Genomic DNA, 15317 nt, shown 5'->3' with positions numbered 1-15317 from the left:
CTCCCCCCGCTCAGACGTCGATCCGGGACATGCGCCGGATGAGGACGAAGCCGACGGCGTACAGGCCGAAGGCGATGAGGACGGCGGCCTGGCCGAGCGGCGAGCCGGTCATGCGCTCCAGGGCCCCCTCCTTGACGCCGTCCATCAGGAACAACGACCCGACGCCCAGGAGGGGTACGGCGTACGCGGTGAGGTTCACCTGGGAGAGCTGGGTGCGGATCTCGCGCCGGGTCTCCTTGCGCTCGTCCAGCGTCTCGGTCAAGTTCCGCAGGGCGCCCACGACTTGGCCACCGGCCTTGTTGGAGAGGACCAAGGTGGTGACGAGGACGACGAGTTCGCGGGAGGGGAGCCGGTGGGCGAGTTCGCCGAGGGCGTCGTCCATGGACTGGCCGACCGCCAACTGGTTGGCGACCTTGGCGAGTTCCTCCCCGGCGGGGGCCTCCAGCTCCTCGGCGGCCATCCCTATCGCGGTGCGCAGGGCGAGGCCCGCCTGGGTGGCGTTGGCCAGGATGCGGGACAGTTCGGGGAGTTGGCCGATGAAGCGCTCGATGCGCTTCTGGCGCTGCCAGTTGAGGAACTGAACGGCCGAACCGACCGCGACGAGACCGGCGATGGGGCCGAAGAAGGGGGCGAGGACGGCCTGGGTGACCAGCCAGAGTCCGGCGACCGCGCCGATCAGGTAGGCGGTGAACTCGCCCGGGGTGACGTCGAGTCCGGTCGTCGCGAGGCGGCGCTCCAGCGAACGGCCCAGGCCGGTGCGGCGGATGCGGCGGTCGAGGTCGCGGAAGCGGCGGCGGCGTCCCGGCGGCGGCAACTGGCCGGTGTAGGAGAGCCGGTCGACGAGGGCGGCGCGCTGGGCGCGGCCGGTGGCGTACGCGTGCAGGCCCGCGACGGCCAGGGTGAGGCACAGGACGGTCAGGCCCGTCGTGAGGGTGGTGAGCTGGTCGAGGTCCATGGTCGTCCTGCCTAGCGTGCTTCTCGGATCGCGAGTTCGGCCGGGGTCTGGGCCACGCCGAACGCCTGCGGGATGGGCTGGCTCGCCATGTACAGGCGGTCGGCGGTGCGGCGCGGGAGGGGGAAGTAGCGGAAGCTGCCGTGGATGCGGCCGTCGGAGGACATCGGCAGGGCGTCGAAGCGGGCGGCGGTGGCCAGCCGGTACGGTTCGCCGCCGTGGCTGTCGAGGATCGCGATCTCGGTGATCCGGCGGGCGCCGTCGGCGAACCGGGTGAGCTGGATGATGACGTCCACGGCGCTGTTGATCTGGTCGTGCAGGGCGACGAAGGGGACTTCGACGTCGGACATCGAGGCGAGCGTCTGGAGCCGGGTGAGGGCGTCCTCGGCGCTGTTGGCGTGGACGGTGGCGAGCGAGCCGTCGTGGCCCGTGGACATCGCCTGGAGCATGTCCAGGGACTCGCCGCCGCGGACCTCGCCGACGACGATCCGGTCGGGGCGCATGCGCAGGGAGTTGCGGACCAGGTCGCGGATCGTGATGTGGCCCTTGCCCTCGACGTTCGGCGGCCTCGACTCCAGCCGTACGACGTGCTGTTGCTGGAGCTGGAGTTCCGCCGAGTCCTCGATGGTGATGATCCGCTCGCCCTCGGGGATCAGTCCGGACAGGGCGTTGAGGAGGGTCGTCTTGCCGGTGCCGGTCGCGCCCGAGACGATCACGTTGAACTTGGCCTGCACGAGGCCCGCGAGCAGGAACAGCATGTGCTCGTCGAGGGAGGTGAAGCCGACGAGTTCGTGGAGGGTGAAGGAGCGGGGGAAGCGGCGGATCGTGAGGATCGGGCCGGTGAGGGAGAGCGGCGGGATGATGACGTTGACGCGCTCGCCGGAGGGGAGGCGGGCGTCGACCATCGGATTCGACTCGTCCACGCGGCGGTTGACGGTGGAGACGATGCGTTCGATGGTCTGCATCAGCTGGTCCGCCGAGGCGAACCTCAGCGGCAACTGCTCGACCCTGCCGCCGCGTTCGACGAATATCGCGTCCGGGCCGTTGACCATGATCTCGGTGACCGAGGCGTCTTCGAGGAGCGGCTCCAGGATGCCCAGCCCCAGGGCCTCGTCGACAACTCGCCTGATCAGCCTGGCGCGTTCGGACGTCGACAGGACCGGGCCCTCGCGGCTGATGATGTGGCCGAGGACGCGTTCGAGCCGTGCGCGGCGTTCGGCCGCCGCGAGCGACGTCATCTCCGCGAGGTCGATCTCCTCCAGGAGCTTCGCGCGGTACGTCGCGACCAGGTGGCCGTCCTCGCCCCGACTGCCGTTCTCCTCGGGCGTGTTGATCCGTGCCCTGAGGCTCATGGGGACTCCGTTCGCTGGTCGTTCGGCATGGTCGCGGTCCGCTGCGCGGGGCCGAAGTCGCCCCACCCGAAGAACACGGACGGGATGGCGACGGAGGAGGTGACCCTTACGTCGGTCCCGAGGTTCGTGGACACGCAGCTGGTCCCGTCCGCGAGCCAGCTGCTGACGGCGTCCCCGCACGCCTGCCCCGCCGTCCCGGCCTCCCGCGCCTCGCTCCGCGCCCCGGCCCGCGCCGCCGTACCGGCCTGCTGTCCCGCGTACGCGATGATCCCCAGCTGGACGACGGCCATCCCGACGAGCAGCAGGATCGGCAGGAACCCCAGGTACTCGATGGCGACTTGCCCCCGGTCTCCACGACGCTTCTTCATGTCAGGGCCCGTGCCATTCCTCGACGGCCCCCGCGCGTCCGATGACGTCGAAGGGGAGGGACAGAACTCCCGGGAAGAGCACGGGTACATGAAGCGTGGCGGTGGCGGTGACGAACCCCGACCCGGTGCACCCCACCTCCGCGTCCCCTTGCCAGGCGCTCGGCAGATCCTCGGTCCCCGCTTCCTGGCACACCCCCGGCCGCGCCCCCGGCTCCACGACCGTCCCCGCCCGCACGGCCGCGTCGGCGGCGTTCCCGGCGAGCGTGTACGTGTAACCGACCAGCACGCACTGCCAGATGGCGATGAGGGTGACGAGGATGACGGGGAGCATGCCGATGAACTCGACGGCGACTTGGCCGCGATCGCCGGTGAGGCGGCGTGGCGCGGCAACGGCGGGCCGGCATCTCGTCGCGCCGGTGAGTCGGTGTCCCATCGCGCTCACTCCTTCCGCCGCCGCAGGCCCGCCGACCCCCGGTCCCCGCCGCGCGCCCTGCGTCCCTGTGGTGCCTCCGAGGCTTTGGCGAGGCCGAGTTCGCCCGCAAGAGCCCAAAGGGCCTGGCGTACCGAGCCCTTGGGGTCCAGGGCGTGGAGGCGGCCCGAGTCGACAGCCGCCTGTAGCTCCTTGAAGTGGGCCGGAACTGCCGTCGTCGCCAGGGCTGTTCCGGTGATTTTTTGGATCAGGGCCGGTTGGATTTCCGTTGCTCGGGAGTGGCGGTTGACCACCACCGTCGTCTCCTCCGCCTTGCGGATCTGGAGGCGGTCCCACATGCGGACGGTTCGCTTGGCGCCTCGGACGGACACCACGTCGGGCGTCGTCACCAGCAACGCCGTGTCCGCCGTTTCCACCGCCGCCGCGCTCGCGCCGCTGAGCTGTGCGCCGCAGTCGACCACCACCACCTCGTACCGGGCGCGCAGGGCGCCGACGATGTGGCGGGCCGCCCTGTCGGTGACCTCCTCGCCGCGCTCCCCGTCGCCGGGGGCCAGCAGGAGGTCCACGCCCGTGTCGTGGCGGAAGACGGCCTCCGCGAGGATGCGGGGGGAGATGTCGGTGATGGCGGCGAGGTCGACGACCGAGCGGCGGAACTGGACGTCCAAGTAAGAGGCGACGTCGCCTGTTTGGAGGTCCAGGTCACACAGGGCCGTCGTACGGCCCGACGCCTGGGCGGCCAGGGCGAGTTGGATCGCCGTCAGGGTCGTGCCGACGCCCCCCTTCGCCCCGCTGACCGTGACGACCGTGCCGCCGGGGCCGGTGAACACGTCGGTGGAGCCGCCCAGATGGCGCCGCACGCCGGTGGACCACTGGGCGACGGCCTGGACGCGGGTCGCGAGGTCGTCGTAGGCGAGGGGGAAGGTGATGAGGCCGCGCGCGCCGGAGTCCATCGCGGCGGAGAAGAGGCCGGGGCTCGCGTCGCTGGTGACGAGGATGACGCCGACCGCCGGGAAGCGCAGGGCGACTTCGCGGACGAGTTCCAACGCCGGTACGGGGCCGATGCGTTCGTGGACGACGACGACCTCGGGCAGCTCGTCGACGGACTCGGCGGCCAACCGGGCGAGCGTGTCGACGAGTTGGGTGGAGTCGGTGACCGGCGGCACCGGTTCCGCGTCAGGCAGCTGGCTCAGCAGGGAGACGAGAGAGCGGACCGCGTCCGCGTCGCCGACGGCCGGGAGGATCCTCGTGGGCATGGTCGGCCTCTCACTTGTCCGTGGCGAGCTGGTAGGTGCGGTCCTTCTCCGGGACGGCCGTGCCGGTGCCGGGCGCGACCAGGGCGAGCCGGACCCGCTTCGCGAACGACTCGGCGTACGTGATCCGCTGGGCGTCCAGCGTGGAGAGGGCGAAGGTGATCGGCACCGCCTGCGTGGGGCCGGTGGAGCGGTCGTCGCGGTCGGGTTCGAGGGCCGTGAGCTTGCCGACGTCCAGGACGCGCGCGTTGGTGACGATGATCTTCGAGACGTCCGGGTCGGCGTCGCGGGCGCCCTCGAAGGTGGCGTACACGTTGACGGACGCGCCCGCCGTGATCTTCCCGGCGACGCCGGTCGCCGCGTCGATCATGATGGCGACCTCCTGTTCGCCGGGCCGCAGCGCGGGCTGGTCGACGACCATGTCGCTCTGGAGGAGGGAGCCGGCCTTGAGGGTCGTGACGGCGATCTTGCCGCGGATCGCGGCGAGGTCGGTGACGGCGTTGTCCGACAGCCACCGCTTCGGCATCGAGATCTTCTCGAACTGCCCGGCGGACAGGGCGGTGTAGGGCGCCACGTCACTCTTGACCTGGTACGCGGCGACCTCGGGCCCGACCTTCGATTTGACGTCGTCGACGACGGACAGCACGCCGGCGAACGCGCCGAGGGCGCACAGGACCGACAGGAGCAGAAGGATCACGCCGCGGCGCTGACGGGAGTTCATGAGCCGTGCAACCTCGTTGGGGGATCGGGTCCAGCGGACGGGGCGGGCTAGCCTGCCGGGAGCGCGTGGCGGGGGCCGCCCGTGGTGAGCGCGCGGACCGGTTCGGCGGGGACGGGGGGCGGGGTGGCGGAGCAGAACACGCAGCGGTCGCCGATGACGTCGACACCGCACCAGTGGCACACCGACTGCCGTACGGAGGTGACGAGTTGGTACAGCACCGACAGATCCGGCAGATAGGCGCAGAACTCGACGAGCTTGCCGGTCCCCCACCACACGGCGGACTCGGCGGGCAGCGGGGTCTCCCGCAGGCCCTGCGCACGCCAGGCCGGGGCGAGGGTCTCGGTCACCCACTCCGACGGGAGCTGCCCCTTGGCGAGCAGCAGCCACGTACCGAACTCGGGCCCGGGGACGGTGACTCCGGGCCCGGCCTTCACCAACTGCGGCTGGGGGTGGGCGAGTACGGCGAACTGGCTGCCGGGGACCCAGGAGCGGGCGTGCGAGGTGAGGGTGACCGGTACGTGGTCCAGGCGGGCCACCGAGCCGAGCAGGGCTCCGGCGTGGATGTAGTGGGTGAGGAGCCGTCCCGCCGACGCGAGGACGCCGGGGCTCAGGTCGCAGGAGGCGAGCTGCCTCAACTGGCGGGCCAGCACGGCGATTCCGAGGGGCGGGAGGTCGGGCTGGAGGATGGCTATGCGGTCGCTCTCCAGCAACGAACGGACCGTGTACAGCCGTTGGACGACGGCGGCGGGGGCGGCCTTGGAGCAGACGACGACGAGATGGCCGTAACTCTCCACGGCGCTCTGCACCATGGCCACGGCCTGCTCCAGCGGCTGGCGTTCGATGCCCTCCAGCACGACGGCGGGCACCGTCCGCTCGTCCTGCGCGGGCAGCGCGAGACCCGCGCCGGTCACCGCAATGGCAGTTGGCACGCGCAGCTCCCCGATTCCCGCGACCCGGCCCACCGGCGTTACTCCGGTGCACCGGGATGACTTCATTGCGTGACTACCTCAGCACTGTATCCACGCCTCACCACGGGGAGAACAGCTTTCGTGAGCCGGTAACGAACTCTTCTCCGGAGCGCCACCGGTCAACTGCCCCCAAACCGCCGCAACTCACCTCCACGTACCCTCCACAAGCGGAGTGCGCGCCTTCCTTGAAACATTTCCCGGGAGCCACCGCGTCGACAGGGGCAGAGGGCGCCGGTACAGCAGGGGGATACGGATGAGACAGTCGCGGGCGGACGAGTACGCGGAGTTCGCCGCGGCGCGCGCCGGGCAGCTGTACCGGTCGGCGTGTCTGATGACGGCCGGGGACACGTACCTGGCCGAGGACCTCGTGCAGGAGGCGCTGGGGAAGATCTACGTCCGCTGGGGGCGCGTCTCGAAGGCCGAGAACCCGGCGGCGTACGCACAGACCGTCCTCACCCGCGTCTTCCTCACGCACCGGCGCCGCCGCAGCAGCGGTGAGCGCGCGACGGACGCGTTCCCCGACCTGCCGGCCACCGACGAGACGGACGCGCCGCTGCGGCTGACGTTGCTGCAAGCGCTGGGCCGGCTCTCCCCCAAGGACCGCGCGGTGGTCGTCCTGCGGTACTGGGAGGACCGCTCGATCGAGGAGACCGCGCACGTGCTGCATACGACGTCGGCGGCCGTTCGCAGCCGCAGTACGCGGGCGCTGCGGCGGCTGCGGGAGCTGTTGGGCGAGGGGATCGGGGAGTACGCGCGGCCCTGAAGTCCTGCCAGTCCTGAAGTTCTGAAGTTCAACTCCACTGACCGACAAGGCGGTTCACCATGCCCGAATACGACCCCTTCGAGCGGCACCTCGCCGAGACGCTCCGCGAGACCGGCGACACGTTCACCACCGACCGCACGGAACTCGTCGAGGGCGGCGCCCGCCGGGGCCGTACCCGGCGGCTGCGGCAGCGGTTCGCGGTGATCGGGGGCAGCGTGGCCGGGGTGGCGGCGCTGGGCGTCGGCGGCGCGCTGCTGACCTCACCGGGCGACACCCCCCAGGACGTCGGCACGGGTACGACGGCGGCATCGACCCCGGCGTCCAACCCCGCCTCCCCGGACATCACCGAGATCCTCAAGAAGCTGCTACCGAAAGGCACGTTCACCGTCGGCCAGAACAGCGGCTCCACCGTGTCCGGCGTCTTCGACGACGGCAAGGGCGCCGCCGCGCTCTCCCTCTCCGTCGGCCCCGCCTCCTCGCGCGGCACCGACGGCTGCCCGGACCCGGTCCTGGTCCCCAACGACGCGTGCACGACCCAGCGCCTCGCGGACGGCTCCCAGGTCACCGTCTTCCAGGGGTACGAGTACCCGGATCGCCGCGAGGAGACAAAAGTCTGGTACGCGGACCTGACGACCCCGGACGGCACGCACGTGAACGTGACGGAGTGGAACTCCCCCGCGGAAAAGGGCGAGAAGATCACCCGCCCCAACCCCCCACTCTCCCCCGCCCAGTTGACGAAGCTCGTGTCCTCGGCGGAACTGCGCGCGCTCACAGCGGGCAGCACCCCCGGAACACCCGCCCCCTCAACTCCCCCCGCCCAGACCGGAACCGTCGGCAAAACCCTCACCTCCCTGCTCCCCAAGCACCTCAAGGTCGTCACCAAGAGCCCCGACAACGACCCCGAGTTCGCGTACGTCGTCGTCGACGACGGCAAGGGCAAGAGCTACGTCCAGATCAACGTCCAGCCCAACATGGCCGACGTGAAGGACGACCTGTTCGGCTCCGGCGCCGAGACCCTCCCCGACGGCACCCTCGTGGCCACCCACCAGGGCCCCGGCGAGAAGGGCGGTTCGGGCGTCGTGATGTGGACGGTCGACACCCTGCGCACGGACGGCTTCCGCGTCGTGATCAGCGCCTTCAACGCGGCCACGCAGCAGACCCCGGCCACCCGCACCACCCCGGCGCTGAGCATCAAGGAACTGCGGACGATCGCCCTCAGCCCGAAGTGGCGCCCGTAGGAAGGCTCCGGCTCAGAACAACTCCGATCAGAAGAACTCCGACCACGGCTGGTCCCACACCTGCTTCGCGCACAGCACCACGAACAGCACCCCGGCCACCACCAGCATCCCGTTGCTGAGCCACCCGTTGCGCCACTCCGCAGGCGTACGGCGGGAGTTGAGCAGCCAGATCAGGGTCAGCGCGAGGAACGGCAGGAACGCGGCGCCCAGCACCCCGTACAGGATGATCAGCCGGAACGGCTGCCCCTGGAACAGCAGGACGATCGGGGGGAACGTCAGCCAGAGCAGGTACGCGCGGAACGGCCACGACCGCTCGCGGACGCCGGACGCGATGTCCTCGGCGGTCGAGTCGCCGGCGCCCCTGACCCGGGAGACGAAGTCCGCGAACATCAGGCTCACCCCGTGCCACACCCCGATCAGCGAGGTGAACGACGTCGCGAAGAACCCGATGAGGAAGAACTTGGCGGTGGCGGAGCCGTACTCGGCCTCCAGGATGTCGCTCAGCTGGACAAGTCCCTTGTCCCCACTGGCGATCGCGACGTTCGCGGAGTGCAACAGCTCCGCCCCGACGAACAGCATCGCGACGACGAAGATGCCGGTCGTGACGTACGCGACCCGGTTGTCCAGCCGCATGACCTTCATCCACCCGGAGTCGGTCCACCCCTTCGCGTTGACCCAATACCCGTACGCCGCAAGGGTGATGGTCCCGCCGACGCCCCCGATCAGGCCGAGCGTGTTGAGGACCGAGTCCTTCTCCTCGGGCAGGACCGGGAGCAACCCGGCGACGGCGTCAGGGATGTTGGGGGTCACCCGGATCGCCAGGTAGACGGTGACGACGAACATCACGCCGACCAGCACCGTCATGACCTTCTCGAACACCGCGTACTTGTTGAACCAGACGAAGACCAGTCCGGAGAGACCGCAGGCGACGGCCCACCACTTGAGGTCCATCACGTCCGGGAACAGCGCCTGGAGCGGCAGCGCGCTGGACGACATCGCCGCCGCGCCGTACACGAACCCCCAGATCACGGCGTACACGCCGAAGAACCAGAGGGTCCAGCGGCCGAGGCTCGCCCAGCCGTCGAAGAGGGTGCGGCCGGTGGAGAGGTGCCAGCGTCCGGCGGCCTCGGCGAGGGAGATCTTGACGAGGCAGCCGATCACCGCCGCCCAGAGGAGCGTGTAGCCGAAGTTGCTGCCCGCGATGAGCGTCGCGACCAGGTCACCGGCGCCGACACCGGTCGCGGCGACGACGACGCCGGGTCCGATGTGGCGCCAACTGGCCTTGCGTGGAACGGGGGTGGAGGGGGCGTGGGTCGTGGGGTTTCCCGTGGTGTCCGCCATGAACGTCAAGGATGCGCAAAGTCTCGTATACGGCAAGAGGGCGTGCACGAGGTCCACCCATGAGGCGCTCTTGACCTGCTCATGCCATACCCCCGACCATGAGCGACACGCCGCACAGCACGTACACAGCAAAGCTCCCCTGCTCCACCCCCACCCCTCCGGACAATCCGGACGGACTGGAGACACAAGGAGACCTCATGCGCCTTCGCATCCGCGGCTCGAACCCCCGATCAGGCAGACGCAGCGCCGCACTCGCCACCCTCCTCGCGCTGACGCTCGCCGCCCCCGTCTCGGCGTCGATGACCAGCGCCTCGGCGGACAGCGCCACCAAGGCCGCCCCCGCCTCGGACGACATCCGGCAGTACGAGATCCACGTCCACAACAACACCGCGCCCGTGCGCACCGCGATCATGCGGGCCGGGGTCAGCATCGACGAGGTGGACTCCGAGGCCGTCGTCGTATCGGGCCGCAGCGACCAGATCAAGCAGCTCAAGGCGGCCGGGTACGAGGTGACCCCGCTCGGCGCCGCGCCGGACCGGCTCGCCGAAGACGAGTTGCGGCTGTACGACTTCCCCTCGGCGGACTCGGGCTACCACAACTACGCCGAGATGAACGCGGAGATCAACCAGCGGCTCGCGGCCTACCCGAGCATCATGAGCAAGCGCGTCATCGGCACGTCGTACCAGGGCCGGGACATCTACGCGATCAAGATCAGCGACAACGTCGGCACCGACGAGGCCGAGCCCGAGGTGCTGTTCACGCACCACCAGCACGCGCGCGAGCACCTCACCGTCGAGATGGCGCTCTACCTGATCCGCGAACTCGGCGCCGGGTACGGCACCGACTCACGGATCACCAACATGGTCAACGGGCGCGAGATCTGGATCGTCCCCGACCTCAACCCGGACGGCGGCGAGTACGACATCGCCACCGGCTCGTACCGCTCGTGGCGCAAGAACCGGCAGCCCAACTCCGGTTCCAGCGCGGTCGGTACGGACCTCAACCGGAACTGGAACTACCGCTGGGGCTGCTGCGGCGGCTCCTCGGGGTCGACGTCCTCCGAGACGTACCGGGGCACGGCCGCCGAGTCCGCGCCCGAGGTGAAGGTCGTCGCCGACTTCGTCCGCAGCCGGGTCGTCGGCGGGGTGCAGCAGATCAAGACGAACATCGACTTCCACACGTACAGCCAGCTCGTGCTGTGGCCGTTCGGGTACACGAACGCCGACACCACGACCGGCATGACCGCCGACGACAACGCGGCGTTCAAGGCCGTCGGGCAGAAGATGGCCGCGAGCAACGGGTACACCCCGGAGCAGTCGAGCGACCTGTACATCACCGACGGGTCGATCGACGACTACCTCTGGGGCACGCACAAGATCTTCTCGTTCACCTTCGAGATGTACCCGTCGTCCTCGTCCGGCGGCGGCTTCTACCCGCCCGACGAGGTGATCGAGCGGGAGACGTCGCGCAACCGGGACGCGGTGCTGCAACTGCTGGAGAACTCCGACTGTATGTACCGGTCGATCGGGAAGCAGGCGCAGTACTGCTAGTCCTCTTCCGGTTCGGTCTCTTCCGGCGCGGTCTCTTCAGACTGCTCCGGCTGGGCGCCGTCCTCGAAGTACGCGTCGAGGACGGCGTCCAGTTCGCGCTCCCAATCGGGGAACGCGGAACGGGACTTGGCCTCGATCTCGATCGGGTACCAGCGGCGGTCGGGCGTGTGGACGGTGATCGTGAACCGCTTGCCGAAGCGGGTCGTCTCCGTCTCGACCGCGCCGATCTCGTCCCACCGGAACTCGCAGTTCTGGTCGTCGAGGGCGAGGCGGACACCCTTGTGGTCGGCGACGAAGGAGGCACGGCGGTCGGACGCCTCGAAGACGGGGCCGTCGACGGGCGCCTCCTCCTCTTCGCCGGAAGGCTCTTCGCCGGAAGCCTCCTCGTCGAGGGCCGTCTCGACGGCGGCCTCCTCCGAAGGCTTCGCGCCGTCCTCCGAAGCCGCCGCTTCCGGCGAGGGCTTCGCGTCCTCGGGCTCCTCTGCCGTCTCCCCGGAGGGCTTCGCCGCCACGGGCGAGGTGAGCCCGGGGATGAAGGCCGGGTCGAACCCGGCGCCTTCCAGGGGCTTGCTGCTCGGTCCTATGCGCTGCTCCACAGCGGGCAGTATGGTCGAAGATCCTGTGCCGCACACAGTCGGCCCCGACTTCGTTATACGACAGAGCCGCGACCTGGAGTGACCTTGTCCCGTACGTCCGGCGCCCCGGAGCCCCTCGCCGGCCTCGCGGCCGAGCGCCTCGACCACCGCTTCAAGGGCCTCCCGCCGGACGCCGACGGCCGTACGGTCGCCGAGCTGACCGCCGAACGCCGCAACCTGTTCACGGGCGGCTTCCCCACCCCGGTCCTCACCCTCTCCGCCGAGCGCCTGGCCCACAACCTCGCGCTCCTGGAGTCGTACACGACCCGCCACCACCTCGCCTTCGCCCCGCACGGCAAGACGACGATGGCCCCGGCCCTCTTCCACCGCCAACTCGCCCACGGCGCCTGGGGCATCACCCTCGCGATGCCCCACCAGGTCCGCGTGGCACGGAAGTTCGGCATCTCCCGCATCTTCCTGGCCAACGAACTCGTCGACGCAGCCGCCCTCCGCTGGCTCGCCGCCGAACAGGACGCCGACCCCGCTTTCCGCCACATCTGCTACGTCGACTCCGTACGCGGCGTCGAGCTGATGGACGCGGCACTCCAAGAGGCGGGTGCGGTACGCCCGTTGGAAGTGGTCGTCGAACTCGCGGCGGGGCCCGAGGGGCGCACCGGCGTGCGCACGGAGGCGTCGGTCGTCGCCGACGCGGTCTCCAAGACGCGCACGCTCCAACTCGTGGGCGTGGCAGGGTACGAGGCTCAGGTGCCGGACGCCACAGCGGACGCCGTCCGCGACTGGACCCGGCAACTCGTCGCGCTGGCCGTCGACTTCGACCGCGAGGGGCGCTTCTCGGGGCCGGAGATCGTCGTCAGCGCGGGCGGCAGCGAGTGGTTCGACGCGGTGACGGACGTCCTCGCGGAGATGCCCGAACTCTCGGCGCCCGTACTGAAGTTGCTGCGCTCGGGGGCGTACGTCACGCACGACCACCTGCACTACCGCGACCGCACACCCTTCAACCGCGTACCCGAAGAGGGCTCCCTGGAACCGGCGTTCAGGCTCTGGGCGCAGGTCGTGTCGAGGCCCACCGCGCACCAGGCGTTCCTCAACGCGGGCAAGCGGGACGTGGCGTACGACCTCGGGCTGCCGGTCGTCGAGGTGATCCGGCGCGGGAGCGACGAGCGTACGGCGGACGGCATTTCGGTGACCGCGCTCTCCGATCAGCACGCCTGGCTGGAAACCGGACCCGGCGTGGATCTGGAGGTCGGTGACTGGGTCGGGCTCGGGCTGTCGCATCCGTGCACGACGTTCGAGAAGTGGCCGCTCATCCCGGTGGTGGAGGCGGACGGCACGGTGGCCGAATACGTACGGACGTTTTTCTAGTCGGCGGCGGGGGCGGTCCGTCTCAGTCCCGTGGGACGGAACACCCCCGAGTTCAGCCGGAGTTACGACAGTTACGGCTTCGGCAGGATGCAGCCGCTCGCGTTCAGGTTGAGCTGGTTGCCGGTCGTGAAGCAGGCCGGTATCTGGTACGTCTCCTGCGCGTAGTTGATGCCCTTGCGGACCGTCACCGTGCCGGACTCGGTGACCTCGCACGGGTTGTTGACGGTGCACTGCGCGCCGTCCTCGTTACCCGTGTTGTTGACGGCGACGACGTTGCCGGTGGCCTGGTCGACGACCGGGGAGCCGGAGGTGCCGCCGATGGTCTGGCAGGCGGAGGTGTAACGGAGCGAGTCCTTCCAGGTCCAGTCGCCCTCCTTCAGCCGGTACACGAAGCCGTCGACGTTGCAGCTGTAGAGCCGCTTCCAGTACCCGGAGGCCACCGTGATCGCCGTACCGACGGTCGGGTGCGTGTTCTGGACGGTGAGCGGCGCGATCCCGTAGTTGTTGCGGATCGTCGCGTACGTGCTGGTCAGCTGGTAGATCGACACGTCCGTGTCAGTCATCGTCGCGTACGCGATCTTGCTGGCGCGCAGCGTCGCGACCTGCGTGCCCGCCGAGTTGAGCAGGCCGAAGGTCCGGCTGGACGCCTGGTTGACGACGACCTCGCCCGGGTCGAGGAACCCGGAGGTGAGGCAGTGGCCGTTGGACATGACCAGCGCCGGGTCGGTGTCGAGCGAGTTCGGGAAGCGGATCACCGAACCGGAACAGTTGCTGAGCGCGACGGTCCCGGCGAGGGTGACGGCCTTCAGCGCGGGTGCGGCCTCGGCCTTCACGGCGGTCGCGGGTGCGGTCGCGATCTTCCCTACGGTCGCGGCCGACGCGTCCGGCGCGGCGACGGCGGGTGCCGCGCCCACCCCGGCCAGGGCCAGGGCGAAGAACGCGGCGACGAGAGGCTTTCTCATGTGGGGGTCCCCTCTGTGACTGGATGCTGCTGGCTAGATGTTTGTCATGCACATAATCAACATCCGCACCGCTGGGAACAAGCACTTGTTTTCGGCCGGGCCTCTTTGACCCCCACGTGGCGCAAAACACGTCCCTACCCCGGTGACCGGGCCGTAAGCTCCGTGACATGCAGGTGATCCAGTCCACAAAGCTCGCCAATGTCTGTTACGAGATCCGGGGCCCGGTCCTCGAAGAGGCAATGCGGCTGGAGGCGGCAGGTCACCGCATCCTCAAGCTCAACACCGGCAACCCGGCCGCGTTCGGCTTCGAGTGCCCGCCGGAGATCCTGGAGGACATCCTCCGCAACGTCTCCACGGCGCACGGCTACGGCGACGCGAAGGGTCTGCTCGCCGCCCGGCGCGCGGTCGTCATGCACAACCAGACCCTCGGCATCGAGACCGACGTCGAGCACGTCTTCATCGGCAACGGCGTCTCCGAGCTGATCGTCATGGCGATGCAGGGCCTGCTGGACGACGGCGACGAGGTCCTCGTACCCGCCCCGGACTACCCGCTGTGGACGGCCGCCGTCTCGCTGTCCGGCGGCACCGCCGTCCACTACCGCTGCGACGAGCAGTCCGACTGGATGCCCGACCTCGCCGACATCGAGCGCAAGGTCACCGACCGCACCAAGGCGCTCGTCATCATCAACCCGAACAACCCGACGGGCGCGGTGTACGACGAGGAGATGCTCCGGGGCCTCACGGACATCGCCCGCCGCCACAACCTTCTCGTCTGCTCCGACGAGATCTACGACAAGATCCTGTACGACGACGCCACGCACACGGCGACCGCCGCCGTCGCGCCCGATCTCCTCACGCTCACGTTCAACGGCATGTCCAAGGCGTACCGCGTCGCCGGGTACCGGGTCGGGTGGATGGCGATCTCCGGGCCCCGCGCGCACGCGGACTCCTACATCGAGGGCCTCACGATCCTCGCGAACATGCGGCTGTGCGCGAACATGCCGGGGCAGCACGGAGTCGTCGCCGCGCTCAGTGGGCGGCAGTCCATCAACGACCTCGTCCTTCCCGGGGGGCGCCTCAAGGAACAGATGGACACGGCGTACGAGCTGCTCACGCAGATTCCCGGCGTCACCTGCGTCCGCCCCAAGGGGGCGCTCTACCTCTTCCCCCGCCTCGATCCGCAGGTCTACAAGATCAAGGACGACCGGCGGATGGTCCTCGACCTGCTGCGCCGGGAGAAGATCATGGTCGTCCAGGGCAGCGGCTTCAACTGGCCCGAGCCGGACCACTTCCGCGTGGTGACGCTTCCGACGGCCGCCGATCTGAAGGACGCGGTCACCCGGATCGGGCGTTTCCTCGACGGGTACGCCCAGCACTGACCGTCGGTGACGGGGGGCGTCGATTCTGTAGTACTGCCAACTTTAGACAGAATCCAAGCTAGGGTGGTTTCCTGTCAGAGCACAG

Annotated in this window: 15 protein-coding genes; 5 read left to right on the top strand and 10 right to left on the bottom strand. The window is 69.7% G+C overall.

What is annotated here, in order from left to right; genetic code table 11:
- Window positions 1-10 precede the first annotated feature (10 nt).
- From J8M50_RS30665 to J8M50_RS30635, 7 genes are read right to left on the bottom strand one after another with little or no spacing between them, the layout of a single operon-like run.
- The gene (locus J8M50_RS30665) at window positions 11-955 is read right to left on the bottom strand and encodes a type II secretion system F family protein (RefSeq protein WP_010352729.1); all 945 of its coding nucleotides are present in this window, start codon (window positions 953-955) and stop codon (window positions 11-13) included.
- Between the two features lie 11 nt (window positions 956-966).
- Window positions 967-2304, bottom strand: coding sequence for a TadA family conjugal transfer-associated ATPase (locus tag J8M50_RS30660; protein ID WP_010352728.1), 1338 nt, complete (start codon window positions 2302-2304; stop codon window positions 967-969).
- Entirely contained in the window at window positions 2301-2672 is a 372-nt protein-coding gene (locus tag J8M50_RS30655) for a TadE/TadG family type IV pilus assembly protein (protein WP_010352727.1), read from the bottom strand. The genes J8M50_RS30660 and J8M50_RS30655 overlap by 4 nt, the downstream gene beginning before the upstream one ends.
- A gap of 1 nt (window position 2673) precedes the next feature.
- Entirely contained in the window at window positions 2674-3105 is a 432-nt protein-coding gene (locus J8M50_RS30650) for a TadE/TadG family type IV pilus assembly protein (RefSeq protein ID WP_010352726.1), read from the bottom strand.
- 5 nt (window positions 3106-3110) lie between these two features.
- Window positions 3111-4355 carry a CpaE/TadZ family protein gene (locus J8M50_RS30645; RefSeq protein ID WP_010352725.1) on the bottom strand — a complete coding sequence of 415 codons (1245 nt, stop codon included), beginning with the start codon at window positions 4353-4355 and terminating at the stop codon, window positions 3111-3113.
- 10 nt (window positions 4356-4365) lie between these two features.
- Window positions 4366-5073: a Flp pilus assembly protein CpaB gene (gene cpaB, locus J8M50_RS30640; protein ID WP_010352724.1), complete on the bottom strand. Its 708-nt coding sequence runs from the start codon at window positions 5071-5073 to the stop codon at window positions 4366-4368.
- Window positions 5074-5120: 47 nt separating this feature from the next.
- Window positions 5121-5984, bottom strand: a complete 864-nt coding sequence (locus J8M50_RS30635; protein WP_040836025.1) for a hypothetical protein — start codon at window positions 5982-5984, stop codon at window positions 5121-5123.
- A 310-nt stretch (window positions 5985-6294) separates the two neighbouring features.
- Between J8M50_RS30635 and J8M50_RS30630 the strand changes: the two genes are divergently transcribed.
- Both J8M50_RS30630 and J8M50_RS30625 read left to right on the top strand, forming a co-directional pair.
- Window positions 6295-6804 carry a SigE family RNA polymerase sigma factor gene (locus J8M50_RS30630; RefSeq protein ID WP_010352722.1) on the top strand — a complete coding sequence of 170 codons (510 nt, stop codon included), beginning with the start codon at window positions 6295-6297 and terminating at the stop codon, window positions 6802-6804.
- A gap of 59 nt (window positions 6805-6863) precedes the next feature.
- Window positions 6864-8042 carry a hypothetical protein gene (locus tag J8M50_RS30625; RefSeq protein WP_010352721.1) on the top strand — a complete coding sequence of 393 codons (1179 nt, stop codon included), beginning with the start codon at window positions 6864-6866 and terminating at the stop codon, window positions 8040-8042.
- A 27-nt stretch (window positions 8043-8069) separates the two neighbouring features.
- Here J8M50_RS30625 and J8M50_RS30620 read toward each other — a convergent pair whose 3' ends face one another.
- On the bottom strand, window positions 8070-9383 hold the full coding sequence (locus J8M50_RS30620; protein WP_010352720.1) for an Nramp family divalent metal transporter: 1314 nt from the start codon (window positions 9381-9383) through the stop codon (window positions 8070-8072).
- Between the two features lie 197 nt (window positions 9384-9580).
- On the opposite strand from J8M50_RS30620, the gene J8M50_RS30615 reads away from it, so the two are divergent.
- Window positions 9581-10933, top strand: a complete 1353-nt coding sequence (locus J8M50_RS30615; RefSeq protein WP_010352719.1) for a M14 family metallopeptidase — start codon at window positions 9581-9583, stop codon at window positions 10931-10933.
- Here J8M50_RS30615 and J8M50_RS30610 read toward each other — a convergent pair.
- Window positions 10930-11529, bottom strand: a complete 600-nt coding sequence (locus tag J8M50_RS30610) for a hypothetical protein (protein ID WP_010352718.1) — start codon at window positions 11527-11529, stop codon at window positions 10930-10932. The genes J8M50_RS30615 and J8M50_RS30610 overlap by 4 nt on opposite strands.
- Before the next feature lie 78 nt (window positions 11530-11607).
- On the opposite strand from J8M50_RS30610, the gene J8M50_RS30605 reads away from it, so the two are divergent.
- Window positions 11608-12891, top strand: a complete 1284-nt coding sequence (locus J8M50_RS30605; RefSeq protein ID WP_010352717.1) for a type III PLP-dependent enzyme domain-containing protein — start codon at window positions 11608-11610, stop codon at window positions 12889-12891.
- A gap of 71 nt (window positions 12892-12962) precedes the next feature.
- Here J8M50_RS30605 and J8M50_RS30600 read toward each other — a convergent pair whose 3' ends face one another.
- On the bottom strand, window positions 12963-13853 hold the full coding sequence (locus tag J8M50_RS30600; RefSeq protein WP_010352716.1) for a S1 family peptidase: 891 nt from the start codon (window positions 13851-13853) through the stop codon (window positions 12963-12965).
- 167 nt (window positions 13854-14020) lie between these two features.
- Between J8M50_RS30600 and J8M50_RS30595 the strand changes: the two genes are divergently transcribed.
- Window positions 14021-15232 carry a pyridoxal phosphate-dependent aminotransferase gene (locus tag J8M50_RS30595; protein WP_010352715.1) on the top strand — a complete coding sequence of 404 codons (1212 nt, stop codon included), beginning with the start codon at window positions 14021-14023 and terminating at the stop codon, window positions 15230-15232.
- Window positions 15233-15317 lie beyond the last annotated feature (85 nt).

It is taken from the genome of Streptomyces acidiscabies, from assembly GCF_020010905.1.
Classification (GTDB): domain Bacteria; phylum Actinomycetota; class Actinomycetes; order Streptomycetales; family Streptomycetaceae; genus Streptomyces; species Streptomyces acidiscabies.
Note: the sequence above shows the minus strand (reverse complement) of the source record. Positions and strands in the feature narration are given on the sequence as shown.